Consider the following 22,802-nt stretch of genomic DNA (forward strand, 5'->3'; position numbering starts at 1 on the left):
ACACTTGTCTCATGACCGACCGCCTGAGCAAGACCGAGATCGCCAAGGACGCCTTACAGGAGGGCGTCGAGTCGGTGGCGTCGACCGTGGGGGAAGTAGCCAGCATCATCACCACCGCGGTCAAGGACGTGGCCAACGCGATCGGTGGGCTGGCCACCGACGCCTTCGCCATCCGCGACGCCGCCAAGCAGGCCGCCGAGAAGGCCGACCTGAACGCCGAGCTGGCGGAGCCCGCCGCCGACTGACCCAGCAGAATGGGCGGATGCTCGGAGTAATCGGCGGTAGCGGCTTCTATTCGTTCTTCGGTCCCGATGCGCGCAGCATCAACCTGGACACGCCCTACGGCGCCCCGAGCGCGGCGATCACCGTCGGTTCCGTCGGCGAGCACGAGGTCGCCTTCCTGCCCAGGCACGGGGTGCGCCACGAGTTCTCGCCGCACACGGTGCCCTACCGCGCCAACATGTGGGCGATGCGGGCGCTGGGCGTGCGTCGCATCTTCGCGCCGTGCGCGGTCGGCAGCCTGAACCCGGCGCTGGGGCCCGGCGCCATGGTGGTGCCCGATCAATTGGTGGACCGCACCAGCGGGCGGGCGGACACCTATTTCGATTCCGGCGGGATCCACGTGGGGTTCGCCGATCCGTACTGCCCGGCCTTGCGGGCCGCGGCCGCCGAGCTGCCCGGCGTCGTCGACGGCGGCACCATGGTGGTGATCCAGGGGCCGCGGTTCTCCACCCGGGCCGAGAGCCGGTGGTTCGCCGATCAGGGTTTCACCCTGGTCAACATGACCGGTTACCCGGAGGCGGTGCTCGCCCGCGAACTGGAGATATGTTACGCGGCAATCGCTTTGGTGACCGATCTGGACGCCGGGGTGGAAGCGGGGGCCGGCGTGCGGGCGGTGGACGTGTTCGCCGAGTTCGAGCGCAACATGGTCGGCTTCAAGAAACTGGTGCGGGAGGCCATTGGGGGTGTGGCGGACGCATCGACCTGCACACACTGCCTGGCGCACGAGGGTGTGACGCTGCCGTTCGACCTGCCCTAGCTTCCGCCAAACTTGACAGGTGTCGATAATGAGCGGATGACACCGACGTCTCCCTCGGCGCTCTGCGCGCAATACGGCATCGACTTCCCGCTGTTCGCCTTCAGTCACTGCCGCGATGTGGTCGCCGCGGTGACCAACGCCGGCGGCTTCGGGGTGCTCGGCGGCGCCGCCTTCACCCCCGAGCAGCTGGACCGCGAGCTGACCTGGATCGACCAGCACGTGCACGGCAAGCCCTACGGCGTCGACATCATCGTGCCCGCCAAATTCGAGGGCAAGGGCGAGCGGCTCACCAAGGCCGATCTGGCTGCCCGGATCCCGCAGGACTACCGCGACTACATCGACAACCTGCTCCGCGAGCACGGCATCGAGCCCGACCCGACGCCGCGCACCGGCGCCCCCGTACTGGCCGGCGGCACCGGCTCGGACCTGCTGCAGGTGGCGCTGAGCCATCCCATCAAGCTGATGGCCAACGCGCTCGGGGTGCCGCCGGACTACATGATCGAGGCGGGCCGTGAGCACGGCATCCCGGTGGCCGCGCTGGTCGGCGCCAAGGAGCACGCCGTCAAACAGGTCGCCGCCGGGGTGGACCTGATCGTCGCGCAGGGCACCGAGGCCGGCGGCCACTGCGGTGAGGTGTCGACGCTGGTGGTGGTGCCCGAGGTGTTGGAGGCGTTGGCGGCGATCGGCAGCTCGACCCCGGTGCTGGCCGCCGGCGGCATCGTGACCGGCAGGCAGATGGCGGCGTCGGTGGCGCTCGGCGCGGCCGGGGCGTGGACCGGCTCGGTGTGGCTGACGACCGAGGAAGCCGAGACCGAGCCGCACACCGTCGCCAAGATGTTGGCCGCCGGTTCGCGTGACACCGTGCGGTCGGCGGGCCGCACCGGCAAACCGTCACGGCAGCTGGTGTCGGACTGGACCGATGCCTGGGCGCCGGCGGGTGGGCAGCAGCCGCTGCCGTTGCCGCTGCAGAACATGCTGAGCGAGCCGGTGCTGCGCCGCGTCGACGCGCTGGCCGCCCAGGGGCATGAGGGTGCCCAGGCGCTGGCCACCTACTTCGTCGGTCAGGGTGTCGGGCTGATGAACAAGGTGCGGCCGGCGCGCGACGTGGTGCTGGAGTTCATCGAGGATTACGTGGCCGCCGCCGAGCGCCTCGGCGGCTCACTGCCCGGCTGAACTGGCCAGATATGTGCCGCCTGTGTGCGAAAGCCGTTGTCTCACAGCGGGCATAAAGATTACGGCGGCATGATGTCGGTGTGACGATGCTGCTCGCCGATGCCGCCGCAGCGGACCCATACCATCACGGCCTGTCGTTGCTGCGGGGCTGGCTGCCCATCGTGATCCAGCTCGTCGCCGCGGCGATCCTGATCGCCGCCGTCGGGTGGCGTACCCGGCGCTGGCGCCTGCTGTGGTTGCCGCTGGCGTTGCTGCTCGGCGTCGCCGCCGCGGCCTGGGCCAACTGGTTCATCGACTCCCAGGGCATGGCCGACGATCCGGCCCCCGACGAACTGTGGGTGTGGATCGGGCTGAGCGGGCTGGCGATCGGCGTCGCGGTGTTCGGCTGGGCGTCGGCGCCGTGGTGGCGTCGCGGGGTCTCGGCACTCGCGGTTGCCGGTTGTCTGCTCAGTTCGGCACTGGCGGTGAACCTGTGGGTGGGTTACTTCCCGACGGTGCAGACCGCGTGGAACCAGCTGACCGCCGGGCCGCTGCCCGACGAAACGGACCTGGCGACCGTGCAGGCGCAGAAGGCCGCCCACGCCGTGCCCGCGCACGGCGCCGTCGTCCCGGTGACCATTCCGGCCGATGCCTCGGGATTCAAACACCGCACCGAACTGGTCTACCTGCCGCCGGCCTGGTTCGCCGGCGCCACCCAGCTTCCGGCGGTGATGATGATCGGCGGTGAGTTCAACACGCCGGCGGACTGGCTGCGCACCGGTGACGCCGCCGCGACCATGGACGCGTTCGCCGCGGCGCACGGCGGCAACGCCCCGGTGTTCGTCTTCGTCGACAGCGGCGGGTCGTTCAACAACGACACCGAGTGTGTCAACGGACCGCGCGGCAATGTCGCCGACCACCTGACCAAAGATGTGGTGCCGTATGTGAATTCGACATTCGGGGTGAATCCCGCAGCGGCCGGCTGGGGCATCGTCGGGTGGTCGATGGGCGGCACCTGCGCGGTCGACCTGACGGTCATGCACCCCGACCTGTTCAGCGCGTTCGTCGACATCGCCGGTGATCTGGGGCCCACCGCGGGCACCCACGAGCAGACCGTCAGCCGGTTGTTCGGGGGTAGCGAGGCCGCGTGGGCCGGGTTCGACCCGACCACCGTGATGAACGCCCATGGCAGCTACCGGGGCGTCGCCGGGTGGTTCGAGATTTCCAGCACCCCGCAGACCCCGCGCAAGGTGGACCAGGCCGCCGCCGCCGATGCGGTCGGGTTGGGCGGCCGGGATGCCGGCGGCAACCCGGGCGACCAGACGGCGGCCGCGCACTCGCTGTGCGCGCTGGGCACCGCCAAGGGGATGGACTGCGCGGTGATCGCCGCCCCGGGCAAGCATGACTGGCCGTTCGCGAAGGCCACCTTCACCGCGTCGCTGCCCTGGCTGGCCGGCCGGCTGGGCACCCCGGGGGTGCCGCGGATCGGCTTCCCGGCGGCCACGACGGCTGGACCCACCGCCGTGCCGGCGAACGTGGCGGAGCCGGCTACCGGTAAGTGATGCGCACCGAGATCGGGTCGCTCTCCATGGCCCGCATGGTCAGCGCCGTCGCCGTGCCACCGAAGGTGCGGGCCCGGCTGCGCACATCGTCTTCCGGCTCGAAGGTGGCTGTGCCCGTTCGCCATTGATCGTTCACCCGGACGCGCACCTCGGGATGGACGGCGATGTTGTGGGCCCAGCCGGCGCGTCGCCCGTGCTGGGAGATGACCCATACGCCGTTCTCGTCGGCGCGTCCGGCGAGCGGGACGCGGCGCGCCAGGCCGGTCTTGGCGCCCGTGGTCTCCAGTTCGACGATGAGGCGCGAGCGCACCCCGAGCTTGTCCAGGGTGGCCACCACGGGATTCATCACCAGCCGGCCGAGCTGGCGTTCGAACTTGAACTTACGCAATCCGTCAGACATGGTTACCGACGTTAATAGAACAATCTCTCAAAAACAAGGAACCGTCAGTCCGGCGGCTCTTCCTGAGGGGTGTCGGTGTCGACATCCGGGGTGTCCTTGCTCAGGTCGCCGTCCTCGGTGGTGGTCGGCGGGGGCTGATCGGATGGATCGTCGGCATAGATGCCGTCTCCGCGGGGCATGGTTACTCCTTCTGGTGAAGGGACGTCACGACGGTGCGCCCGTGTCGGTGCGCTCGGTCGGGGTCTCGGTGAACGTCGAGCCGGGGGCCACGGTCGACGGGGTTTCGGTCATGACCGAACTGGACGGTTTGGTCTCGACCGGGGTGCTCACCGTGGGCTTGTCCTGTCCGCCGCAACCGGCCGAGATGCCGGCGGTCAGGGCGGCGGCGCCGATGGCGATGGTGATGCTCCGGAAACTGGGCATCGGCTTCTCCTCAGGTCGGAAAGGTCCTCACGTCGGCGAGGCGCTGACGTTCGGCAGCCGCCCGGACGCCTGGAAGACGACCCGGCGGGCGATGCTGACGGCATGGTCGGCGAACCGCTCGTAGAACCGGCCGAGCAGCATGACGTTGGCCGCGGCGATCGGCCCATGCTCCCAACGGTCGTCGAGCACCATGGTGAACAGCCTGCGGTGCAGTTCGTTCATCACCTCGTCACCTTCGGTGATGCGTTGTGCGGCAACGAGATCGTTGACCAGAACCGCCGCTTGCGCGCGTTCGGCCAACAGCACGGCGTGCCGGCCCATATCGGCGAAGACCTCCAGTGCCACGGGCGGCACCGGCGTCGACTCCCGCCGCCGGGTCACCTTGGTGATATTGGCGGCCAACCCGCCCATCCGGTTGGCGTCCGCCGAGATGGGGAAGGCCGACATCACCACCCGCAGATCGTGGGCCACCGGCGCCTGCAGGGCGAGGATCGCAAAGGCCCGTTCGCTGACACAGTGGTGCAGCCGGGTCAGCCGGGCCAGTTCCACCCCCACTCGATGCGCGGCGTCGTCATCGTCGTGCACCAAGGCGGTGGTTGCGTACGCCATCACGGTGGCCGCGAGTTCGCACATCTGGCCGAGCTCGGCCGTCAGGTGATCGATCTCGGCGTGGAACTCGGTACGCATGGTGCCGGATACCCACCGGCGGGACCGGGTCAAACTCCTCACTCGATCCCATCGGTGGGCGGGGCGGTGCCGTCGTCGGTGTGGACGGCGGGCCGGCCCAGCACCACGCCCAGGGCCACCATCCCCACGCCCAGCACCAGGTGTAGCCAGTTGTCGGCGGTGTTGACCGGCACGAAATTGGCGGTGCTGGTGTGATCGATCACCAAACCGTACAGCGTCAGGACGAGGTAGATCACGCCGGCGACGATGAGGAAGAGCCGGGCGGCGGTGACGGTGCGGGATGCGAGCAGCCCGGCGACCCCGAAGGCCAGGTGCACCACGTTGTGCAGGACCGACACCGCGAACACCCCGAGCAACATGCTGCCCGAGTGATGCCCGGCCCAGGTCAACATGTCGGTGTGGGTGGTCAGCCCGGGGATGAAGCCGGCGATGCCGACAACGAGGAACAGCGCGCCGACCGCGAGGGCGGCGATGCGCACGGCCGGCGTATGGCTGCGCGTGTGCGGAGTGGAAGTGGTCATGGCCACGGGTTACCCCGGACTGTGCCGTTGAACCCGGCCTGATTGGTCGCGCGCGGCCGGGGGTACTCGCAGCCGGTAGTCATCTGCGTAAAGGAGCGAATTGATGAGTGAGTTCACCATTCCCGGCCTCTCCGACAAGGACAGCCGCGAGATCGCCGATCTGCTTCAGCGCCAGCTGAGCACCTACAACGATCTGCACCTCACCCTCAAGCACGTGCATTGGAATGTCGTGGGGCCCAACTTCATCGGCGTACACGAGATGATCGACCCGCAGGTGGAGCTGGTGCGCGGCTTCGCCGACGATGTCGCCGAGCGCATCGCCGCGCTGGGTGTCTCCCCGCAGGGCACGCCGGGGGCGATCATCAAAGACCGGGTGTGGGACGACTATTCGGTGGGCCGCGACACGGTGCAGGCGCACCTGGCCGCGCTGGATCTGGTGTACAACGGCGTCATCTCCGACACCCGCAAGGCCATCGAACGGCTCGACGACCTGGACCTGGTGTCCCAGGACCTGTTGATCGAGCACGCGGGCCAGATGGAGAAGTTCCAGTGGTTCGTCCGGGCGCATCTGGAGAGCGCGGGCGGCACGCTGGCGAACGAGGGGGAGCAGACCGAGAAAGGCGCTGCCGCGGCGGCGCGGTGATCCGGCTTGAGCCGCGGCGGCGCGGTGATCAGGTCCCGGTGCGCAGGCCCGCGGCGAAGCGGAGGTCCTCGACCAGTGAGTCGAAGGCCTCGGCACGGCTGTCGTCCGGGCCGCGCAGCACCGCCGACGGGTGGATGGTGACCACCACATCGGGTGCCGGTGCGTCGGGCAGCGACGGCATCTCCGCATCCGGAAGCGCGAGTACCTCCGCATCCGGAAGCGCGAGTACCTCGCGGCGGTGTGCGGTCAGCCGGAAGTCGTTGCCCAGCAACGACTGCGCGGCGGTGGCACCCATCAGGACCAGGGTGTCCGGAGCCACCGCCGCCAATTCGGCCAGCAGCCAGGGCCGGCAGGCCACCACCTCGGTCCGGCTCGGCTTCTGATGAATGCGGCGCTTGCCGCGTTCGGTGAACTTGAAATGCTTGACGGCGTTGGTGACGTAGACCTGCGTACGGTCTACCGACGCCGCGTCGAGCGCCTTGTCCAGCAGCCGGCCCGCCGGCCCGACGAACGGTTGGCCCGCCCGGTCCTCGCGATCGCCGGGCTGCTCGCCGACCAGCATGATGCGCGCCGACCGGGGCCCCGCGCCGAACACCGCCTGATCGGCATCGCGGTACAGGTCGCAGCCCCGGCAACCGCGGACGGCGTCCGCCAGAACGGTCAGGCTGCGGGTGGGCGGTACGAAGTCCGCGGCGCCGGGGTGGTCCATGCCGACGGGGTACCCGCGGCGGACACACCGGAATCGGCAAGACTGGTCGGATGCCCGAGCATCCCGTCCGCGCGGTCCTGCGGCTGTCTGCCCCCATCGGTTTGGCATTCGTCCCACTGGGCATGGCGCTGGGATTCCTGGTGGTGCACGCCGGGCTGGCCTGGTGGTGGGCGCCGGTCTTCGCGGCGGTGATCTATGCGGGCTCGCTGGAGTTCCTGATGGTCGGTCTGGCGGCGGCCGGCGCCCCCGTCGCCACCGTGGCGCTGACCAGCTTCGTGGTGAACTCCCGGCACGTGTTCTACGCCTTGTCGTTCCCGCTGCAGCGCGTCCGCGGTACCGCCGCGAAGCTGTACAGCACCTACGTGTTGTCCGACGAGGCGTACGCGGTGGGCGTCAGTCCGGCGGCCGCCACCTGGACCAGCCGGCAGATCCTGTTGATGCAGTGCGCTTTTCACTTCACCTGGGCCGCTTCGGCCGGGCTGGGCGGACTGCTGGGCGCCGCCCTGCCGGTGCAGCGGCTGCAGGGTCTGGACTTCGCGCTGACGGCGCTGTTCGTGGTGCTGGCCATCGACGCCTACCGGCAGCGGCCGGACCGGCTCACCGCCGCGCTCGCCGCGGTGAGCGCGGTGACGGCCTGGCTGCTGGCGCCGGGACAGCTGCTGGTGTGTGCGTTCGCGGCGTTCACCGCGGCGCTGTTGGCGCGGTTCGCCATCGACCGCCGGCGTGCCGATGGCTGACCCCGGCCACATCGCCGTGCTCGTCGCGGTGAGCGCCGCCGTGACGTGGGCGCTGCGCGCGTTGCCGTTCGCCGCACTGGCGCCCATGCGGCACAGCGCCGTCGTCAAGTATCTGAGCGTGCACATGCCGCTCGGCGTGATGGTGATGCTGGCCCTGTACACCGTGCGCGACGTGCCCGAAGCCGCTGTGCGCCAGCAGGTGTGGATGGCGGTCGCGGTGGCCGTCACCGCGGGGCTGCAGGTGTGGCGCCGGCATGCGCTGGTGTCGATCCTGGCGGGCACCGTAATTTACGTGACTTTGATGACGGCGTGGTGAGACAGTGAGCGCCGTGAATTTCTTCCCGGGAACCGAACTCGCGGCGCGGATCGAGGCGGCCGAGACGGCGCTGATCAGTGCGGGCGCCGCCGAGGTCCGCCCGCTGGCCGGGGGCGCGGCGTGCTTCGCCGGTCCGGATTCGCCGCTGACCAAGGTGGTGGGCCTCGGCTTCGGCGGGGTGCCCACCGACGCCGAGCTCGACGAGATCGAACGGGACTACGCGCGCCGCGGAGCGCCCGTTCAGGTGGAGCTGTCGAATTTGGCCGACCCGCGGATCGGTGCGCTGCTGACCGGTCGCGGTTATCGGCTGGTGTCGTTCGAGAATGTGCTCGGCACCCGGCCCGTCGCCGAGCCCGGCGTACCGGGCGTCCGGGTCGACAAGGCCCGTGCCGCCGAGCTGCAAGCCTGGATCGACGTGGTGGTCGACGGCTTCGCGCACCCGGACGCCGAAGGTGTGCCCAGCCATGAGGAGTTCCCGCGCGACGTCCTCGCCGCGGCGGTGCGGGATATGGTCGCCGCCGGTGCGGTCACCTACCTGGCGCGCTGCCAGGACACCATCGCCGGCGGGGCCAGCATGCGGCTGACCGACGGGGTCGCGCAGTTGACCGGGGCGGCCACCGCACCGGCGTTCCGCCGGCGCGGGGTGCAGAGCGCGTTGCTGTCGGCGCGGCTGTCCGACGCGCACGCCGCCGGCGCCGATATCGCCGTGGTCACCACCTCGCCCGGGTCACGGTCACAGCAGAACGTGCAGCGCAAGGGTTTTCAGCTGCTCTACACCCGGGCGATCCTGGTGCGCTAGTCAGTACAGCAGCGTGCGCAGGTGATCCTCGGCGTAGTACGCCTGCAGCTGCTCCAGGGTCAGGTCCGGCTTGAACGAGCGGGCCAGCTGCGCGGTGCTGGGCATCGCGTCCGGGTTCCAGGTTTCCGGCTTCCACGCGTCCGAGCGCAGGAACGCCTTGGCGCAGTGGAAGAACACTTCCTCGACGGTGACCTCGAGGGCCAGGATGGGACGCTTGCCCTTGACGGCCATCGCGTCGAAATAAGGTGCGTCGGACAGGATTTCGGCGCGCCCGTTGACCCGAACGGTGTCCCCACGGCCGGGGATGACGAACAGCGTGCCCACCCGCGGGTTCTGCAACACGTTGAGATAGCCGTCCACACGTTTGTTGCCGGGGCGTTCCGGGATGGCGATGGTGTGCGCGTCCAGCACGTGCACGAAACCGGCCGGGTCGCCCTTCGGGGAGACGTCCACCCGGCCCTGGGCGTCGGTGGTGGCGATGAAGCACAGCGGGGAATGCGCGATCCAGTCCCGGTGGATATCGGACAGTCGGTCGCTCACCTTGTTGGCGACGGCGGCGGTGGGTTCCCCGACGATGGTCCGGAGTTCTTCGGCGGTCGTGACTTCGGTTCGCATACGGTCCATCATCCGGTGTCACCGAACCGTCGGGAAAGCGCTTTTCGGTCTAGCTTGCCGATACCGCGCCGCGGCAGCGCGTCGACGACGTGGATCTCGCGCGGCGCGGCGGTCACTTCCAGCGTCTCCGCGATCAGGGCGCGGATCTCGGGCAGGGCCGGTGGTGCCGCACCGGGCACCGCGACGATGGCCGCGGCCACCCGCTGTCCCAGCCGCGCGTCGGGAACCCCGAACACGGCGCATTCGGCCACCGCGGGATGGCCGGCCAGGGCGTTCTCCACCAGTTGCGGCAGCACGGTGAGCCCGCCGGTGCTGATGGCGTCGTCGACGCGGCCGAGGATCGACAGCACCCCGGAACCGTCGAGCGTGCCGAGGTCGTCGGTGCGGAACCAGCCCCGTTCGGCGAACGGGTCGGGGGTCACCGGGTTGCGGTAGCCGTCGGCCACCATGGCCCCGCCGAGCACCACGCGGCCGTCGTCGATGCGCACCCGCACACCGTCGAGCGCCCGCCCGTCGTACACGCATCCGCCTGCGGTCTCACTCATCCCGTAGGTGCGCACCACCCGGATGCCGGCGGCGGCCGCCCGTTCGCCGACACCGGCCGGCATCGGGCCCCCTCCGATCAGCACGGCGTCCAGTTCGGCCAGTGCCGCCACCGCGGCCGGTTCGTCGAGCAGCTTGACCAGTTGCGTGGCCACCAGTGAGGCGTATCGGCGGCCGGATCCCAGGGCGGCGACCGCCGAGATCACGTCGGCCGCGGTGACGCTCGCCGGGATCGCCACCGGCGTCGTGCCGGCCAGCACGCTGCGGACCAGCACCTGCAACCCGGCGATGTGATGGGCGGGCAACGCCAGCAGCCAGTGGCCGGGGCCGCCGAGGCGGTCGTGGGTGGCGTGTGCGCTCGCGGTCAGCGCGGTGACCGACAGCATGGCGCCCTTGGGGGTGCCGGTGGTGCCGGATGTCGGCACCACCACCGCGATGTGGTCGCCGACGGATTCGCCCGCCCGCAGGGCACCGGTCAGCAGGTCGGCCTGGCGGGGGTCGTCGGAGGGGACCGGCAACAGCGCCGGACGCCCGTCGCCGGGCTGCCCGGTGAGCACCGCCTCGATCGTGGGCAGCGCCGACAGGGCCGCCGCGCCGGGCTCGATGGGCAGCGGGCGCAGGACGGTTATGGGGTCTCCTCGTCGTCGGCCGTGTCGGTGTCCCGCGGATCGTCGAGCGGCCAGCCCGTGGCGGCCAGCCGATTCCGCACGCGCTCCACGTCTTCTTCGCGGGGCAACTCGTCGGTGATCTGGGTGATCAGCACGCCGATGTCGATGTGGTCGAACTCGCCGCGGTCGACCAGGTCCTGAGCGACGGCCTTGACCTCGTCATTGCTGAGGCGACGAGTGAGTAGTGCCATCAGTGGCACGCGATCCGGACCTGGAACCCCTTCGGGATAGCCGGCATTCAGCCACGCCACGATCTTTGCGAGAAATGCGTTCACCGCTCGTCCTCCTCCCTCGAGTCGCATCGATGGTAGTGCCCGCGATCACGGGCCGCCGCGAACAAATCGGCGCCCATGTCCGTCCCCAGGAGAACGCACCGGGGCGCCAAGATGAACACTGGGTGAACTCCTGTCGGGCAGTTGAGAATTGCCTGGTCAGACCATATTGATAGGCGCCCTACCCGCTGGTCAAACGGGATGGCGTTACCCCAGAATTAGCGCCATGAGCGCAGAGATGATCATCCTGGTGCTGTTGATTGGAACAGCGCTGGCCTTCGACTTCACCAACGGATTTCACGACACCGGAAATGCGATGGCGACGTCGATCGCCACCGGTGCGCTGAAGCCCAAGACGGCCGTGATCCTGGCCGGTGTCCTCAACCTGGTCGGCGCTTTCCTCTCGGTCGAAGTGGCCGTCACCGTCACCACCTCGGTGCTGAAGGTGCAGGACAGCAAGACCGGACATCTGCTCTCGGGTATCGACGCGTCGATGGGCCTGACCATCATCTTCGCCGGCCTCATCGGCGGCATCCTGTGGAACCTGCTCACCTGGTTGTTCGGTATCCCGTCCAGCTCGTCGCATGCGCTCTTCGGCGGTCTGATCGGTGCCGGCCTGGCCGCGCTCGGCCTCGCGGGTGTCAACTGGCCCGGCGTGTTCCAGAAGGTGATCATCCCCGCGCTGGCCGCCCCGTTCATCGCCGGCCTGGTCGCCGCCGTCGGCACCTGGCTGGTCTACCGGATCACCCGCAACGTCATGAAGAAGCGCCGCGAAGACGGCTTCCGCTGGGGCCAGATCGCCACCGCATCGCTGGTGGCGCTGTCCCACGGCACCAACGACGCGCAGAAGACCATGGGCGTCATCGCCCTGGCGCTCATCACCACCGGCCACCTGACCGGCGATGTGAAGAAGGACGGCCTGCCGTTCTGGATCATCGCGTCCTGCGCCCTGGCCATCGGGCTGGGCACCTACATCGGTGGCTGGCGCGTCATCCGCACCCTGGGCAAGGGCCTGGTCGAGATCGAGTCGCCGCAGGGCCTGGCCGCCGAGGCCTCGTCGGCCGCCATCATCCTGAGCTCGTCGGCCGCCGGCATGGCGCTGTCCACCACGCATGTGGCCACCGGCTCGATCCTCGGTAGCGGAGTCGGCAAGCCGGGCGCCGAGGTGCGCTGGGCCGTCGCGGGCCGGATGGCCATGGCCTGGCTGATCACCCTGCCGGCCGCCGCGCTGGTGGGCGCCCTGTCCTACTGGCTGTCCTTCGGGCTCAAGTCCGCCACCGGATCGCAGCTCGTCGGTGACGGCGTCATCTTCGTCATCCTGGTGGCGCTCTCCGGCTACATGTACTGGCGCGCCCAGCAGCAGAAGGTGGACCACAACAACGTCAACGCCGACTGGGACGAGTCGACCAACTCGGTGGTGCCCGCCGAGGTCCGTGAGGCCCGCCCCGACAAAGCCGCCGTCTGATCGCGACGCGACGAGAAGGAATGTGACGCAATGACTTACGTAGAAGCAATCCTCAAGGTGCTGGTGGTGGGACTCATCCTCGGCGCCGGCCTGCCCGCCCTGTTCGCCACCGGGCTGGTGGCCTTCTCCAGCGGATCGGGCGGCACCAACAACGACGGCACCGCGCAGGCTCCCAACCCGGCGCTGCGGGCGCTCGGCCTGCTGCTGTTCGCCGTCGTCGGGGCGGTGGTGCTGATCGGCATCCTGTGGATCACCAAGGCCACCATCATCCACCACTTCGGTTTCAACCCCGTCCCGTTCATCCCGGGTAAGTGAGCCGAAGATGACCGATACCAACGCATTCGACAGCGTCCTGCACTGGTTGCGCGAGGGCTACCCGGAGGGCGTGCCGCCCAAGGACTACTTCCCGCTGCTGGCCCTGCTCAAGCGTTCGCTCACCGAGGAAGAGGTCGTCAAGGCGGCCCAGTCCATCCTGCGGTCGAGTGAGGCCGAGACGGTCACCGAGGCCGAGATCCGCGCCGCCGTCGAGGCCATCATCGAGAAGGAACCCAACCCCGAGGAGATCCACCAGGTTGCCTCGCGGCTGGCCTCGGTCGGGTGGCCGCTGGCCGCGCCCGCCAGATAAGCCCCGCTCACGACACCACCCCCGGTCCACCGGACCGGGGGTGGTTGTGTGTGCGGAGCCGTTCAGAACTGGGGGATCTCGATCTCGGAGAACAACACCCGGACACCGCCGGTGGACAGCCGGGCCATCGCGGCGAAGAACTCGCCGGCCTCGGGTGTGGTGACGGCGGCGCTGGCCGCGTCGTAGTCGGAGTAGTAGAGGTCGATCGAACGGTAGGCCGGCGTCGGGCTGCCGTCCTCCTTGGGCCACACCTTGGACGCCTCGAACCGCACATATCCCGGGATGCGCCGGGCGGCCTCCAATTGCTCGGTGGGGTAAGCACTCTCGAACGCGGCGGGGTCGGCGGGGTTGTCGTAGATGACGGTGATCTTGGTCTCGGCCACGGGGCTTCCTCTCAGTTACGGACGTCGCGGCGCAGTGGATGGGTGGGTGGCACCTCGACGAAGATCAGCAGTATGCCGTCCGGATCGGTGACGTGCATTTCGTGCAGGCCCCAGGGCTCTTCCTGCGCGGCCCTGGTGATCGTAACCCCGCGGTCGGCCAACTCTGCCTGGGCGGCATGGACATCGCGGACCTGCAGCCACAGTGCAATATCCCGTCGCTCCGCTCGCCCCGCCGCCACATCCCGTCGCTCCGCTCGCCCCACCGGCATCCCGCCGCCCGACGGCTCGCCGTGGCCGGCCAGCTCCAGCAGCGACTGGCCGGCGTAGAACACGGTGCCCGCACCGTATTCGCGGGCGATGGCCAGCCCGATCTGATCGCGGTAGAACGCCACGGATTTCGGATAGTCCACCGGCCTGATGAGCATCCGGCTGGCCAGGATTTCCATCCACCCTGTCTATCACGGTCCATCACGGATTCTCGGCGGCCAGCCGGTACCCGCGCACGGCGATCGGGCCGAACACCGCGACCAGTCCGACGACCCAGGCCACCGATTGCAGCACCGGCCACAGCACCGGTCCGCCGCCGGCCAGCCCGCGCATCGCCTCGATGGCCGGGGACATCGGCTGCGCCCGCACGATCGGCTGCACCCAGCCGGGGAACACGTCGACCGGCACCATGCCGGAGTTGAAGAACAACAGCAGGAAGCACACCGTCGACAGCCCGGTGATGATGTTCTTACCGGCCGACTGGACGGCCACCGCCACGATGACCGTCGAGAAGCCGATCACCATCAACACCGGGATGAGCACGAATCCCATTGCGCCCGGCCAGCCCTGGGTGAAGCGCAGGCCCATCGCCACCCCGACCGCGGTGAGCATCACCGCGCCCGCCAGCGCCCGGGCGCTCTCGGCGAGCAGCCGCCCGGTCAGCGCACTGGCCCGGTGCACGGGCAGCGCCCACAACCGGCTCAGCAGTCCGGCCGCCCGCTCGTCGGGGATCGCCGCCCCGGTGCCCATCGCGCCGAACAGTGCCCCGGCCACCGCACACATCGGTACCAGGCCGTACAAGCTGCTGGACCCGGTCAGGTGCCGCACCGATGCACCGACCACCAGCGAGTACACGATGAGCAGGAAGGTCGGGAAGATCAGCGACTGGATCAGCACCACCGGGGCGCGCTGCCAGCCCAGCAGCAGCCGCCGGGCGTGTAACCGGGATTGACGGATCATGTTGCTCTTCTCTGCATCCGGACGGCGATCGCGCCGAACACCACCAACAGGCCCACGCACCAGGCCGCGCTGGTGCCGACGCGAATGTGCTCACCCACGGCCAGTCCACGCAGGGTGTCGGCGATCACCGACACCGGCTGATTGCGCACGAACGGCCCCAGCCAGGACGGAAACGATTGTGCCGGTGCGATTCCGGTGGACAGCATCACCAGCAGCAGCTGGGGGACCAGCAGGGTCTGGCCGGCCGCCTCGGTGCTGGCCGCGACCGAACCCATCGCGTCGGCGCCCAGGGACAGCGCCAGCGACAACAGCAGGGCCAGCCCGACGAAGGCCAGCAGATCCGCCACCCCGCCGGAGAACCGGAACCCGAACGCGAACCCCACCGCCAGCGCCGCGGTCAGCGCCGCGGCCGCGCGCACCAGCGATGACAGCATCCGCGCGGTCACCGGCGCCAGCGCCGTGATGGGCAACGAACGCATCCGGATCCCCATACCGCTCAAGTGATCCCGGGCGGCGCGGTCGGCCGTGGTCATCGCGGTGAAGATCATGGCCTGCACCACGATGACGGGCAGGATGTACTGCGGGTAGCCCATGCCGTCGGTCTGGATGACATTGCGCAGGGTGATGTCGAAGCACACGAAGAACGCGACCGGTCCACCGATCGCGAACACCAGGTCGCCGTCGCGCAGGGTGCCCAGCACCGAACGCCGGGTCAAGGTGCCCAGTGCCGTCACGCCGGCGACCCGGTCAGTTCGAAGAACACCTCGTCCAAGGACGGCTTGCGCAGCGCGATATCGGCGACCTCGATGCCGAGCGTCTCGATGCGGCGGAACACCTCGCTCAAGGTGGCCAGCCCGTCGGGCGCCGGCAGTGCCAGCGTGCCGGTATCCGGATCGGCCGCCAGACCGGTTTTCCCATCGGGTGATGCGCCGGCGATATCGGCCAGCGCGGCCGCGATGCGCGGACCGTCGGCCGGCCGGACCGGGGTGACCTGGCACACCGTGGTGCCGACGCGGTGCTTGAGTTCGTCGGCGGTGCCCTCGGCGATGACCCGGCCGTGGTCGATGACGACGATCGAATCCGACAGGGCGTCGGCCTCTTCCAGGTACTGGGTGGTGAGCAGCACGCTGGTGCCCGCGGCGGTCAGCGAACCGACCAGATCCCACACCTCCCGCCGGCTGCGCGGATCCAGGCCGGTGGTCGGCTCGTCCAGGAACACCACCGCGGGCGCGGCGACCAGTCCGCAGGCGATGTCGGCGCGGCGGCGCATGCCGCCGGAATAGGTGCCGACGCGGCGGTCGGCGGCATCGGTGAGGCTGAACGCGGTCAGCAGCTCGTCGGCCCGGGCGCGGGCCTTGGCCCGGCTCAGCCCGTTGAGTTCGGCGAACAGGACGAGGTTCTCCCGGCCGGTGAGCATCGCGTCGAGGGCGGCGTACTGGCCCGTCAGCCCGATGTGCTTACGGACGTCGGCGGCCTGGCGCACCACGTCGAAGCCGGCGACGGTGGCCCGGCCGGAGGTGGGCCGGATCAGGGTGGAGAGCACGTTGATGGTCGTGGTCTTACCTGCCCCGTTGGGTCCCAACACGCCGAGCACCGTGCCCGCCGGCATGCTGAACGTCACGCCCTGCAGTGCCTGCTTGTCGCCGAAGCGTTTGGTGACGTCCTCGAGGTGGATCGCGTAGTCGGACACGCCGTTGAGTATGACAGGCTAACCTAAGTTCTCGATCAGTCCGGTCGCCGCCGGGAGCGGTCGCTGGCCTGTAATCCGATGGCGAACGCGGCCAGATCGCCCAGGTTCATCGGGTCGCGCCCGGTCAGTTCCTGGATGCGTCCCAGCCGGTGCCGCACGGTGTTGGTGTGCAGGAACAACTCGCGTGCGGTGTCGATGACGGACCCGTTGGTGGCCAAGAAGGTTCGCAGGGTGCGTACGTGTTGGGTGCCGCGGTCGCGGTCCATGTCGGCCAGCGGATCGATGAGCTGATGCTTGAACGGGGCCAGCCGATTCGACGGGAGGCCCTCGAGCAGGCTGCCGAAGGTGCTCAGCTGGTCGGGTCCGACGCTGCCGCCGTGCTGGCGCGCCATGTCCAGCGCGATGCGCGCCTGGGTGATGGCCGAGCCGAGTTCGACCAACGGCGATGCCGCCGAATGACCCGACGGCAGTGAGAGTTCGGCGGCCGACCGGCGGAACTCGTCGCCGCCGGGGGTCAGCACCAGGCACACGTCCGGGGCGTCGCCCACCAACGCGGTGGGAAACGTCATGGACAGCACGGCGCCCGCGCCCGCGGGCCATGCCGAACACTCCAGCTCCGGTGCGGACAGGCCGGGCCAGTCCAGCAGTTGGCCCAGCGCATCGGGCAGCAGCATGCGGCGCTCCACCAGCGACAGCAGCTGTCCGACCCGTTCCCGCGACAGCGCCGACTCGATGTCCCGATCGCCCTGGGCCGCCTGCGCGAAACGGGCGATCACCTCCAGCACGGCCGGTTCCGGCGCCCGACCGCGGCCCACCCAGGACAGGCTGCCCACGCCCTCCACGGCGAGGGCGCCCTGGGCGGCACCGTCGGCACTGTCCACCACGAAGTAACCACCGAGCACCGCCCCGGCGCGGTCCAGCAGCTGGCGTACCGTCTCGCCCCGACGCTGCGACGAAAGCAGTTCCGGCACAAGGCTGTTGGTGGCACGGGCAACCGCGATCTCGCCGCCCATCCGGAAGTCCGCGACGAACCGGCTGAGCGCCGCGAACGGCACCGCCGGTGGTGCCACCAGCAGAGCCAGCCCCTGCCGACGGCATGCCGCGATCAGTGCGTCGGGCACGTCGTCGTGCACGTCGCCGACACCGAAGCACAGGCCGGACGCGCCCGCGCCGTGCAGGGCGCCGACGAAGTCCGCGCAGTCCCGGGGTGTCTGGAGGCTGATTCCCACCGTGCAGACCAGCTCCCCGCCGCGCAGGTAGCGCGACGGGTCCCGCAGCTCGGTGGTGTGCGCCCAGCTGATGGGCCGGTCCAGGTCGCCGATGGCGTCGTCGGGGGCGCTCAGCCCGAGCACCGAACCGAGCAGATCGCGCACAGTCGGGTCCGGCATCAGCCGAGCGTAACGCCGGCGTCACACCACTGCCCGGCCGCCTTTGTGCGATCGTCCAATGCGGTGGCGTGCCGATGGTGCGTTTGCAGCATCTTCGCCGCCAACGCTGGTGCGTACCCGGGCTGGGGTTGATAGTTCGTCCAACACGTCCTGAGGAGCAGCACATGTCAGCACCCGGCTCGGCACCCGCCAACGACGGGCCGCAGGTCCTGCGGCGCGAGTTCTCCCTGTGGTCGGCCTTCGCATTCGCGTTCGCCTTCATCTCGCCGATCGTCGCCCTCTACGGCATCTTCGGCCTGGCCCTGGCCGCCGCCGGACCCAGCTTCTGGTGGGGTTTCGCACTGGTCTTCGGCGGCCAGCTGCTGGTCGCGCTGGTGTTCGCGATGCTGGTGTCACGCTGGCCGCTGGAGGGATCCATCTACCAGTGGTCGCGGCGGCTGCTCGGCACCACCTACGGCTGGCTGGCCGGTTGGGTGTACATGTGGACGCTGGTGATCGCGATGGCCACGGTCGCGCTCGGCGCGGCCGGCTTCGTGGCCAACATCGCCGGTGTGCAGGCCCCCTCGGGTGGGCTGCGGGCCGTGATCGCACTGGTGATCCTGATCGGCGGGACGGCGATCAACCTGATCGGCCGGGGCGCGCTCAAGGTGTTCATGACCGCCAGCATCGTGGCCGAGGTGATCGGCTCGATCGGGCTGGGCACCTGGCTGCTGCTGTTCCATCGGCAGAACTCGATCTCGGTGCTGTTCGACGGCGGCGGCCAGGACATCGGCACCTGGGCCTATCTGAGCGGACCGTTCCTCATCGCGGTGGCGTTCATCGGGTTCTCCTTCGTCGGCTTCGAGAGCGCGGGCGCCATCGCCGAGGAGGTGCACGAACCGCGGCGCTACCTGCCCAAGGCGGTGCTGTTCTCGCTGACGTTCATCGCGCTGGTGGTGGCCTATTCCAGCCTGGCAATCATTCTGGCCATCCCGGACCTGGATGCCGTGGTGGCCGGGTCGGTGGCCGACCCGGTGTACGAAACCCTCACCACCGCACTGGGACAGGGCATCGCCAAACCGGTCGAGGTGTTGTTCGTCATCGGGTTCATCGCCAGCTTCCTGGCGTTGCAGACCTCGGCGTCACGGGTGATCTGGGCGTACGCCCGCGACGGCGCGCTGCCCGGGGCCACCGCCCTGGCCCGGTTGCGCGGCAGTGCCCGTATCCCGGTGCTGGCCATCGGTGTGACCACCGTCGTCGGCGGCGCGCTGTTCGGTTTGAGCATCGTCGCCGGCGACATCTACGCCCTGATGGTCAACTTCACCACCGGCGGGTTCTATCTGGCATTCCTGTTCCCGCTCATCGGCTTCGTGGTGGTGCTGGCGCGCAGGCGGTGGCGCGATGGCGCGTTCTCGCTGGGCCGGGCCACCGTGCCGGTGGCCGTGCTCGCCGCGGTGTGGGCCGTGCTGCAGATGCTCAACATCTCCTGGCCGCGCCCGGTATACGACCAGCGGTACCTGGACTGGTCGGTGTGGATCGGTGTGGCGGTGGTGCTGGCCGTCGGCATCGCGATCCTGGTCGGGGTACGGGGCCGCATCGTGGGTGCCGAGGTGGTCGAGGAACTCGAGACCGCCGGTGTCTGACCGGCAGGCGTCTGAGCCACCGGTGGCGGTGGTCACCGGCGGCGCCAGCGGGATCGGCGCGGCCGTCGTCTCCGCATTGCGGGGGCGGGGCTACCGGGTCGCGGCGCTGGACTTGCAGCCCCGCGCCGATGCCGATCATGTTGTCGCGGTGGATGTTTCGGACGGTCCCGCGGTCGGCGGCGCCGTCGCCGAGATCCGCCGCACGCTCGGCCCGATCACCGCGCTGGTGACCTCGGCCGGCCATTACGAGATGGCTCCCGTCGCCGAGATCGACACCCGGGCGTGGCGGCGGATGCTGCGGGTGCATCTCGGCGGACTGTTCCACGCCACCCGGGCCTGCCTGCCCGACATGCTGGAGCGCGGATCCGGCGCGGTGGTGGCGGTATCCAGTGAACTCGCCGTCGGCGGCGGCGAACACGACGCGCACTACGCCGCGGCCAAGGGCGCGATCCTCGGCCTGGTGCGCAGCCTGGCCGCGGAGGTGGCCGACCGCGGCGTCCGGGTCAACGCCGTCGCGCCCGGACCCACCGACACCCCCTTGCTGGCGCCCGACTCGCCTTGGCGCGCATCGGAATACCTCGCGACACTGCCACTGCGCCGGCTCACCGCCCCGGCCGAGGTGGCGCGCTGCGTCGAATACCTGGTGTGCGACGCCACCTTCAGCACCGGGGATGTGGTGAACGTGAACTCGGGGGCGGTGATATGAGCGGGTTGACCGGGCGCGTCGCCCTGGTGACCGGCGCCGCGCAGGGCATGGGTGCCGCCCATGCCCGCCGGCTGGCCGCAGCCGGAGCGACGGTGGCCGTCAACGACATCCGGCCCAGCAGCGGGCTGGACGCACTGGCCGCCGAGATCGGTGGGCTGGCCGCACCGGGCGACGTCGCCGACCCCGACACCTGCGGCCAGATCGCCGATACCGTCGCCGCGGCGACCGGGCGCCTGGACATCCTGGTGGCCAACCACGCGTACATGACCATGGCCCCGCTGCTGGAGCACGACGAACGGGACTGGTGGCGCGTCGTGGACACCAACCTCGGCGGCACCTTCCACCTGGTGCAGGCCGTGCTGCCGCACATGCGACAGCTGGGGGCGGGCCGCATCGTGGTGATCAGCAGCGAATGGGGTGTCACCGGCTGGCCGCAGGCCACCGCATACGCCGCGTCGAAGTCCGGGCTGATCGCGCTGGTGAAGACGCTGGGCCGGGAACTGGCCCCGGAGCGGATCATCGTCAACGCGGTGGCCCCGGGGGTGATCGACACCCCGCAGCTGCGTGTCGACGCCGACGCGGCCGGGGTCGACCTGGCGACCGTGCAGGCGCAGTACGCGCGATCGATCCCGTTGGGCCGCATCGGCAGCGCCGCCGAGATCGCCGCTGCGGTGCAATTGTTGACCGATTTCGACATGGAAGCGGTTGTCGGACAGGTGATCTCCTGTAACGGGGGAGCCACGAGGGGCAGGGTATGACACAGCATTACGTGCGGTCGCAGAACGGGAAGGTCGGGCAGGTGGACGCGCAGGCGGTGCCGCGCTATGCGGGGCTGGCCACCTTCGCGCGGTTACCGCAACGCCACGAGGTGCCCGACCACGACATCGCCGTCGTGGGGGTGCCGTTCGACAGCGGCGTCACCTACCGTCCGGGCGCCCGGTTCGGGCCCGCCGCGATCCGGCAGGCCTCCCGGCTGCTCAAGCCCTACCACCCGGCGCTGGACATCAGCCCGTTCGCGCGGGCGCAGGTGGTCGACGCCGGCGACATCTCGGCCAACCCGTTCGACATCACCGAGGCGGTCGACCAGATCCGCGCCGGGGTCACCGACCTGCTGGCGCGTCCCGGGCAACGCGTGGTGCTGCTCGGCGGTGATCACACCATCGCGCTGCCCGCGCTGCAGGCCGTGCACGCCGTGCACGGCCCGGTGGCGCTGGTGCACTTCGATGCGCACCTGGACACCTGGGACACGTATTTCGGTGCGCCGTGCACGCACGGCACGCCGTTCCGGCGGGCCGCCGAACAGGGCCTGCTGGTCAAGGACCGCTCGGCGCACGTCGGCATCCGCGGGTCGCTGTACGACCGGGCCGACCTGCTGGACGACGAATCGCTCGGTTTCACCGTGGTGCACTGCCGCGACGTGGACCGGATCGGCATCGACGGTGTCATCGAGCGCATCCTGACCCGGGTCGGTGAGCACCCGGTCTATGTGTCGATCGATATCGACGTGCTGGACCCGGCTTTCGCGCCGGGCACCGGGACACCCGAGATCGGCGGGATGACCAGCCGCGAACTGGTCGCCGTGCTGCGGGCCATGCGGGGGCTGCAGATCGTCGCCGCCGACGTCGTCGAGGTCGCGCCCGCCTACGACAACGGCGAGGTGACCGCCGTGGCCGGCGCGAATCTGGCCTACGAGTTGGTTAGTTTGATGGCCGATGACTTCTCCTGACGTGTCCTGGGGCGAGCGAAGCGACGGGAAATTTGCCTGGCCCGCGGGCAAATTGGCGGCGGCGTCCTTCACCTTCGACGTGGACGCCGAGTCGGCGGTGTTGTGGGGCAACGACGCCGTCGCCGCGCGGATGAGCGTGATATCGCATCAGGCGTACGGGCCGCTGGTGGGGGTGCCGCGCATCCTCGATCTGCTGGAGCGCCACCAGATCCCGGCTACCTTCTTCGCGCCGGGCCACACCGCACACCGGTATCCGGAGGCGGTACGCAGCATCGTCGCCGCCGGGCACGAGATCGCCCACCACGGTTACCTGCACGAGCAGCCGACGGCGCTGACCCTGGAGGAGGAGATCGAGGCCCTGGACCGCGGGCTGGCGGCGCTGGCCGAGGTGGCCGGGGTGCGCCCGGCGGGGTACCGAGCGCCGATGTGGGATCTGTCCTGGCGCACACCGGGCCTGTTGGCCGAGCGCGGCTTCCTCTATGACTCCAGCCTGATGGACGCCGATCATCCCTACGAGCTCGCGGTGGGGGACGCCTCGCTGGTGGAGATCCCCATCCAGTGGGCGCTCGACGACTGGGAGCAGTACTGCTACCTGCCCGACATCTCGGGCAGCGGGCTGATCGAAAGCCCGCGCAAGGCAAGGGAATTGTGGCAGCTGGAGTTCGACGCGCTGCGCGACGCCGGGGCCTGCTGGGTGCTGACCAATCACCCGTTCCTGTCCGGGCGGCCGTCACGTGCGGTGGAGCTCGGTGACCTGATGCGCTACGTCGTGGAGCACACCGACGTATGGACGACCAACCTGGGCGCCATCGCCGAGCACGTCCGCTCGCTGGGGCTGACGCCGCGCAGCATCACCCGGCCGTGAACATTCCCCGGTCGCTTCG

General features: G+C 69.9%; 31 protein-coding genes. 16 read left to right on the forward strand and 15 right to left on the reverse strand.

From position 1 onward, the window contains the following. Positions 1-11 precede the first annotated feature (11 nt). From BN977_RS21450 to BN977_RS21465, 4 genes are all read left to right on the forward strand, one after another. Positions 12-245, forward strand: coding sequence for a hypothetical protein (locus BN977_RS21450; RefSeq protein ID WP_024450796.1), 234 nt, complete (start codon positions 12-14; stop codon positions 243-245). Between the two features lie 17 nt (positions 246-262). Then, entirely contained in the window at positions 263-1,039 is a 777-nt protein-coding gene (locus BN977_RS21455) for an S-methyl-5'-thioadenosine phosphorylase (protein ID WP_036401353.1), read from the forward strand. 36 nt (positions 1,040-1,075) lie between these two features. Further along, positions 1,076-2,212, forward strand: coding sequence for an NAD(P)H-dependent flavin oxidoreductase (locus tag BN977_RS21460; protein WP_036401356.1), 1,137 nt, complete (start codon positions 1,076-1,078; stop codon positions 2,210-2,212). 86 nt (positions 2,213-2,298) lie between these two features. Then, positions 2,299-3,753 carry an alpha/beta hydrolase gene (locus BN977_RS21465; RefSeq protein ID WP_109790328.1) on the forward strand — a complete coding sequence of 485 codons (1,455 nt, stop codon included), beginning with the start codon at positions 2,299-2,301 and terminating at the stop codon, positions 3,751-3,753. Here BN977_RS21465 and BN977_RS21470 read toward each other — a convergent pair. Genes BN977_RS21470 through BN977_RS21485 form a run of 5 tightly spaced genes read right to left on the reverse strand, consistent with a single transcriptional unit; the run spans position 3,740 to position 5,784 of the window. Then, positions 3,740-4,153, reverse strand: coding sequence for a nitroreductase/quinone reductase family protein (locus BN977_RS21470; RefSeq protein ID WP_024450792.1), 414 nt, complete (start codon positions 4,151-4,153; stop codon positions 3,740-3,742). The genes BN977_RS21465 and BN977_RS21470 overlap by 14 nt on opposite strands. Before the next feature lie 44 nt (positions 4,154-4,197). Continuing rightward, positions 4,198-4,332 (reverse strand): hypothetical protein, encoded by a 135-nt coding sequence (locus tag BN977_RS33525; protein ID WP_268817603.1) that lies wholly within the window; start codon positions 4,330-4,332, stop codon positions 4,198-4,200. A gap of 25 nt (positions 4,333-4,357) precedes the next feature. Beyond that, on the reverse strand, positions 4,358-4,576 hold the full coding sequence (locus BN977_RS21475; protein ID WP_036401359.1) for a hypothetical protein: 219 nt from the start codon (positions 4,574-4,576) through the stop codon (positions 4,358-4,360). Positions 4,577-4,603: 27 nt separating this feature from the next. Beyond that, the gene (phoU, locus tag BN977_RS21480; protein ID WP_036401361.1) at positions 4,604-5,263 is read right to left on the reverse strand and encodes a phosphate signaling complex protein PhoU; all 660 of its coding nucleotides are present in this window, start codon (positions 5,261-5,263) and stop codon (positions 4,604-4,606) included. 38 nt (positions 5,264-5,301) lie between these two features. Next, the gene (locus BN977_RS21485; protein WP_046872874.1) at positions 5,302-5,784 is read right to left on the reverse strand and encodes a DUF4383 domain-containing protein; all 483 of its coding nucleotides are present in this window, start codon (positions 5,782-5,784) and stop codon (positions 5,302-5,304) included. Between the two features lie 103 nt (positions 5,785-5,887). On the opposite strand from BN977_RS21485, the gene BN977_RS21490 reads away from it, so the two are divergent. Then, a complete protein-coding gene (locus BN977_RS21490) occupies positions 5,888-6,427 on the forward strand; it encodes a Dps family protein (protein ID WP_024450789.1) in 540 nt (179 codons plus the stop codon). A 28-nt stretch (positions 6,428-6,455) separates the two neighbouring features. On the opposite strand, the gene BN977_RS21495 is transcribed toward BN977_RS21490, so the two are convergent. After that, a complete protein-coding gene (locus BN977_RS21495; RefSeq protein ID WP_036401363.1) occupies positions 6,456-7,136 on the reverse strand; it encodes a UdgX family uracil-DNA binding protein in 681 nt (226 codons plus the stop codon). Between the two features lie 50 nt (positions 7,137-7,186). Here BN977_RS21495 and BN977_RS21500 point away from each other — a divergent pair, with 50 nt between their 5' ends. Genes BN977_RS21500 through BN977_RS21510 form a run of 3 tightly spaced genes read left to right on the forward strand, consistent with a single transcriptional unit; the run spans position 7,187 to position 8,988 of the window. Beyond that, positions 7,187-7,873, forward strand: a complete 687-nt coding sequence (locus BN977_RS21500) for an AzlC family ABC transporter permease (RefSeq protein WP_036401365.1) — start codon at positions 7,187-7,189, stop codon at positions 7,871-7,873. Further along, positions 7,866-8,189, forward strand: a complete 324-nt coding sequence (locus BN977_RS21505) for a branched-chain amino acid transport AzlD family protein (protein WP_024450786.1) — start codon at positions 7,866-7,868, stop codon at positions 8,187-8,189. The genes BN977_RS21500 and BN977_RS21505 overlap by 8 nt, the downstream gene beginning before the upstream one ends. 4 nt (positions 8,190-8,193) lie before the next feature. Further along, a complete protein-coding gene (locus BN977_RS21510; protein ID WP_036401367.1) occupies positions 8,194-8,988 on the forward strand; it encodes a GNAT family N-acetyltransferase in 795 nt (264 codons plus the stop codon). On the opposite strand, the gene BN977_RS21515 is transcribed toward BN977_RS21510, so the two are convergent. Genes BN977_RS21515 through BN977_RS21525 form a run of 3 tightly spaced genes read right to left on the reverse strand, consistent with a single transcriptional unit; the run spans position 8,989 to position 11,089 of the window. Continuing rightward, positions 8,989-9,603 (reverse strand): pyridoxamine 5'-phosphate oxidase family protein, encoded by a 615-nt coding sequence (locus tag BN977_RS21515; protein ID WP_051562121.1) that lies wholly within the window; start codon positions 9,601-9,603, stop codon positions 8,989-8,991. 8 nt (positions 9,604-9,611) lie between these two features. After that, positions 9,612-10,775, reverse strand: a complete 1,164-nt coding sequence (gene menE / locus BN977_RS21520; protein WP_084172640.1) for an o-succinylbenzoate--CoA ligase — start codon at positions 10,773-10,775, stop codon at positions 9,612-9,614. After that, on the reverse strand, positions 10,772-11,089 hold the full coding sequence (locus BN977_RS21525) for a DUF3349 domain-containing protein (RefSeq protein WP_024450782.1): 318 nt from the start codon (positions 11,087-11,089) through the stop codon (positions 10,772-10,774). Before BN977_RS21525 ends, menE begins: the two co-directional genes overlap by 4 nt. Before the next feature lie 223 nt (positions 11,090-11,312). Here BN977_RS21525 and BN977_RS21530 point away from each other — a divergent pair, with 223 nt between their 5' ends. The 3 genes from BN977_RS21530 to BN977_RS21540 are packed head-to-tail and all read left to right on the forward strand — an operon-like array spanning position 11,313 to position 13,176. After that, complete coding sequence (locus tag BN977_RS21530) at positions 11,313-12,551, forward strand: inorganic phosphate transporter (protein WP_024450781.1); 1,239 nt, start codon at positions 11,313-11,315, stop codon at positions 12,549-12,551. 30 nt (positions 12,552-12,581) lie between these two features. Beyond that, positions 12,582-12,866, forward strand: coding sequence for a hypothetical protein (locus BN977_RS21535; protein WP_024450780.1), 285 nt, complete (start codon positions 12,582-12,584; stop codon positions 12,864-12,866). A 7-nt stretch (positions 12,867-12,873) separates the two neighbouring features. Beyond that, positions 12,874-13,176, forward strand: a complete 303-nt coding sequence (locus BN977_RS21540; RefSeq protein WP_024450779.1) for a DUF3349 domain-containing protein — start codon at positions 12,874-12,876, stop codon at positions 13,174-13,176. Between the two features lie 62 nt (positions 13,177-13,238). Here BN977_RS21540 and BN977_RS21545 read toward each other — a convergent pair whose 3' ends face one another. Genes BN977_RS21545 through BN977_RS21570 form a run of 6 tightly spaced genes read right to left on the reverse strand, consistent with a single transcriptional unit; the run spans position 13,239 to position 17,864 of the window. After that, positions 13,239-13,559, reverse strand: a complete 321-nt coding sequence (locus BN977_RS21545; RefSeq protein ID WP_036401374.1) for an EthD family reductase — start codon at positions 13,557-13,559, stop codon at positions 13,239-13,241. An 11-nt stretch (positions 13,560-13,570) separates the two neighbouring features. Further along, on the reverse strand, positions 13,571-14,005 hold the full coding sequence (locus BN977_RS21550; RefSeq protein WP_036401377.1) for a VOC family protein: 435 nt from the start codon (positions 14,003-14,005) through the stop codon (positions 13,571-13,573). A gap of 22 nt (positions 14,006-14,027) precedes the next feature. Further along, on the reverse strand, positions 14,028-14,786 hold the full coding sequence (locus BN977_RS32935) for an ABC transporter permease (protein WP_051561789.1): 759 nt from the start codon (positions 14,784-14,786) through the stop codon (positions 14,028-14,030). Next, on the reverse strand, positions 14,783-15,520 hold the full coding sequence (locus BN977_RS32940; protein ID WP_036401379.1) for an ABC transporter permease: 738 nt from the start codon (positions 15,518-15,520) through the stop codon (positions 14,783-14,785). Before BN977_RS32940 ends, BN977_RS32935 begins: the two co-directional genes overlap by 4 nt. Beyond that, entirely contained in the window at positions 15,517-16,476 is a 960-nt protein-coding gene (locus tag BN977_RS21565) for a daunorubicin resistance protein DrrA family ABC transporter ATP-binding protein (protein WP_036401382.1), read from the reverse strand. The genes BN977_RS32940 and BN977_RS21565 overlap by 4 nt, the downstream gene beginning before the upstream one ends. Before the next feature lie 35 nt (positions 16,477-16,511). Then, on the reverse strand, positions 16,512-17,864 hold the full coding sequence (locus BN977_RS21570) for a PucR family transcriptional regulator (RefSeq protein ID WP_036401385.1): 1,353 nt from the start codon (positions 17,862-17,864) through the stop codon (positions 16,512-16,514). A gap of 164 nt (positions 17,865-18,028) precedes the next feature. On the opposite strand from BN977_RS21570, the gene BN977_RS21575 reads away from it, so the two are divergent. Genes BN977_RS21575 through BN977_RS21595 form a run of 5 tightly spaced genes read left to right on the forward strand, consistent with a single transcriptional unit; the run spans position 18,029 to position 22,783 of the window. Next, complete coding sequence (locus tag BN977_RS21575; RefSeq protein ID WP_036401389.1) at positions 18,029-19,486, forward strand: APC family permease; 1,458 nt, start codon at positions 18,029-18,031, stop codon at positions 19,484-19,486. Beyond that, entirely contained in the window at positions 19,479-20,192 is a 714-nt protein-coding gene (locus BN977_RS21580) for an SDR family NAD(P)-dependent oxidoreductase (RefSeq protein ID WP_036401392.1), read from the forward strand. The genes BN977_RS21575 and BN977_RS21580 overlap by 8 nt, the downstream gene beginning before the upstream one ends. Continuing rightward, on the forward strand, positions 20,189-20,950 hold the full coding sequence (locus BN977_RS21585) for an SDR family NAD(P)-dependent oxidoreductase (RefSeq protein ID WP_036401394.1): 762 nt from the start codon (positions 20,189-20,191) through the stop codon (positions 20,948-20,950). The genes BN977_RS21580 and BN977_RS21585 overlap by 4 nt, the downstream gene beginning before the upstream one ends. Continuing rightward, entirely contained in the window at positions 20,947-21,918 is a 972-nt protein-coding gene (gene speB, locus BN977_RS21590) for an agmatinase (RefSeq protein ID WP_036401396.1), read from the forward strand. Before BN977_RS21585 ends, speB begins: the two co-directional genes overlap by 4 nt. Further along, complete coding sequence (locus BN977_RS21595; RefSeq protein WP_051561791.1) at positions 21,905-22,783, forward strand: polysaccharide deacetylase family protein; 879 nt, start codon at positions 21,905-21,907, stop codon at positions 22,781-22,783. The genes speB and BN977_RS21595 overlap by 14 nt, the downstream gene beginning before the upstream one ends. Positions 22,784-22,802 lie beyond the last annotated feature (19 nt).

The organism is Mycolicibacterium cosmeticum (genome assembly GCF_000613185.1).
GTDB lineage: Bacteria > Actinomycetota > Actinomycetes > Mycobacteriales > Mycobacteriaceae > Mycobacterium > Mycobacterium cosmeticum.

Excerpts from the sequence above, each read along its gene's own strand:
- BN977_RS21450 (WP_024450796.1), top strand. The coding sequence starts at position 12 with ATGACCGACCGCCTGAGCAAGACCGAGATCGCCAAGGACGCCTTACAG.
- BN977_RS21455 (WP_036401353.1), top strand. The coding sequence starts at position 263 with ATGCTCGGAGTAATCGGCGGTAGCGGCTTCTATTCGTTCTTCGGTCCC.
- BN977_RS21460 (WP_036401356.1), top strand. The coding sequence starts at position 1,076 with ATGACACCGACGTCTCCCTCGGCGCTCTGCGCGCAATACGGCATCGAC.
- BN977_RS21465 (WP_109790328.1), top strand. The coding sequence starts at position 2,299 with ATGCTGCTCGCCGATGCCGCCGCAGCGGACCCATACCATCACGGCCTG.
- BN977_RS21470 (WP_024450792.1), bottom strand. The coding sequence starts at position 4,153 with ATGTCTGACGGATTGCGTAAGTTCAAGTTCGAACGCCAGCTCGGCCGG.
- BN977_RS33525 (WP_268817603.1), bottom strand. The coding sequence starts at position 4,332 with ATGCCCCGCGGAGACGGCATCTATGCCGACGATCCATCCGATCAGCCC.
- BN977_RS21475 (WP_036401359.1), bottom strand. The coding sequence starts at position 4,576 with ATGCCCAGTTTCCGGAGCATCACCATCGCCATCGGCGCCGCCGCCCTG.
- phoU (WP_036401361.1), bottom strand. The coding sequence starts at position 5,263 with ATGCGTACCGAGTTCCACGCCGAGATCGATCACCTGACGGCCGAGCTC.
- BN977_RS21485 (WP_046872874.1), bottom strand. The coding sequence starts at position 5,784 with ATGACCACTTCCACTCCGCACACGCGCAGCCATACGCCGGCCGTGCGC.
- BN977_RS21490 (WP_024450789.1), top strand. The coding sequence starts at position 5,888 with ATGAGTGAGTTCACCATTCCCGGCCTCTCCGACAAGGACAGCCGCGAG.
- BN977_RS21495 (WP_036401363.1), bottom strand. The coding sequence starts at position 7,136 with ATGGACCACCCCGGCGCCGCGGACTTCGTACCGCCCACCCGCAGCCTG.
- BN977_RS21500 (WP_036401365.1), top strand. The coding sequence starts at position 7,187 with ATGCCCGAGCATCCCGTCCGCGCGGTCCTGCGGCTGTCTGCCCCCATC.
- BN977_RS21505 (WP_024450786.1), top strand. The coding sequence starts at position 7,866 with ATGGCTGACCCCGGCCACATCGCCGTGCTCGTCGCGGTGAGCGCCGCC.
- BN977_RS21515 (WP_051562121.1), bottom strand. The coding sequence starts at position 9,603 with ATGCGAACCGAAGTCACGACCGCCGAAGAACTCCGGACCATCGTCGGG.
- BN977_RS21530 (WP_024450781.1), top strand. The coding sequence starts at position 11,313 with ATGAGCGCAGAGATGATCATCCTGGTGCTGTTGATTGGAACAGCGCTG.
- BN977_RS21535 (WP_024450780.1), top strand. The coding sequence starts at position 12,582 with ATGACTTACGTAGAAGCAATCCTCAAGGTGCTGGTGGTGGGACTCATC.
- BN977_RS21540 (WP_024450779.1), top strand. The coding sequence starts at position 12,874 with ATGACCGATACCAACGCATTCGACAGCGTCCTGCACTGGTTGCGCGAG.
- BN977_RS21550 (WP_036401377.1), bottom strand. The coding sequence starts at position 14,005 with ATGGAAATCCTGGCCAGCCGGATGCTCATCAGGCCGGTGGACTATCCG.
- BN977_RS32935 (WP_051561789.1), bottom strand. The coding sequence starts at position 14,786 with ATGATCCGTCAATCCCGGTTACACGCCCGGCGGCTGCTGCTGGGCTGG.
- BN977_RS21570 (WP_036401385.1), bottom strand. The coding sequence starts at position 17,864 with ATGCCGGACCCGACTGTGCGCGATCTGCTCGGTTCGGTGCTCGGGCTG.
- BN977_RS21575 (WP_036401389.1), top strand. The coding sequence starts at position 18,029 with ATGTCAGCACCCGGCTCGGCACCCGCCAACGACGGGCCGCAGGTCCTG.
- BN977_RS21585 (WP_036401394.1), top strand. The coding sequence starts at position 20,189 with ATGAGCGGGTTGACCGGGCGCGTCGCCCTGGTGACCGGCGCCGCGCAG.
- speB (WP_036401396.1), top strand. The coding sequence starts at position 20,947 with ATGACACAGCATTACGTGCGGTCGCAGAACGGGAAGGTCGGGCAGGTG.
- BN977_RS21595 (WP_051561791.1), top strand. The coding sequence starts at position 21,905 with ATGACTTCTCCTGACGTGTCCTGGGGCGAGCGAAGCGACGGGAAATTT.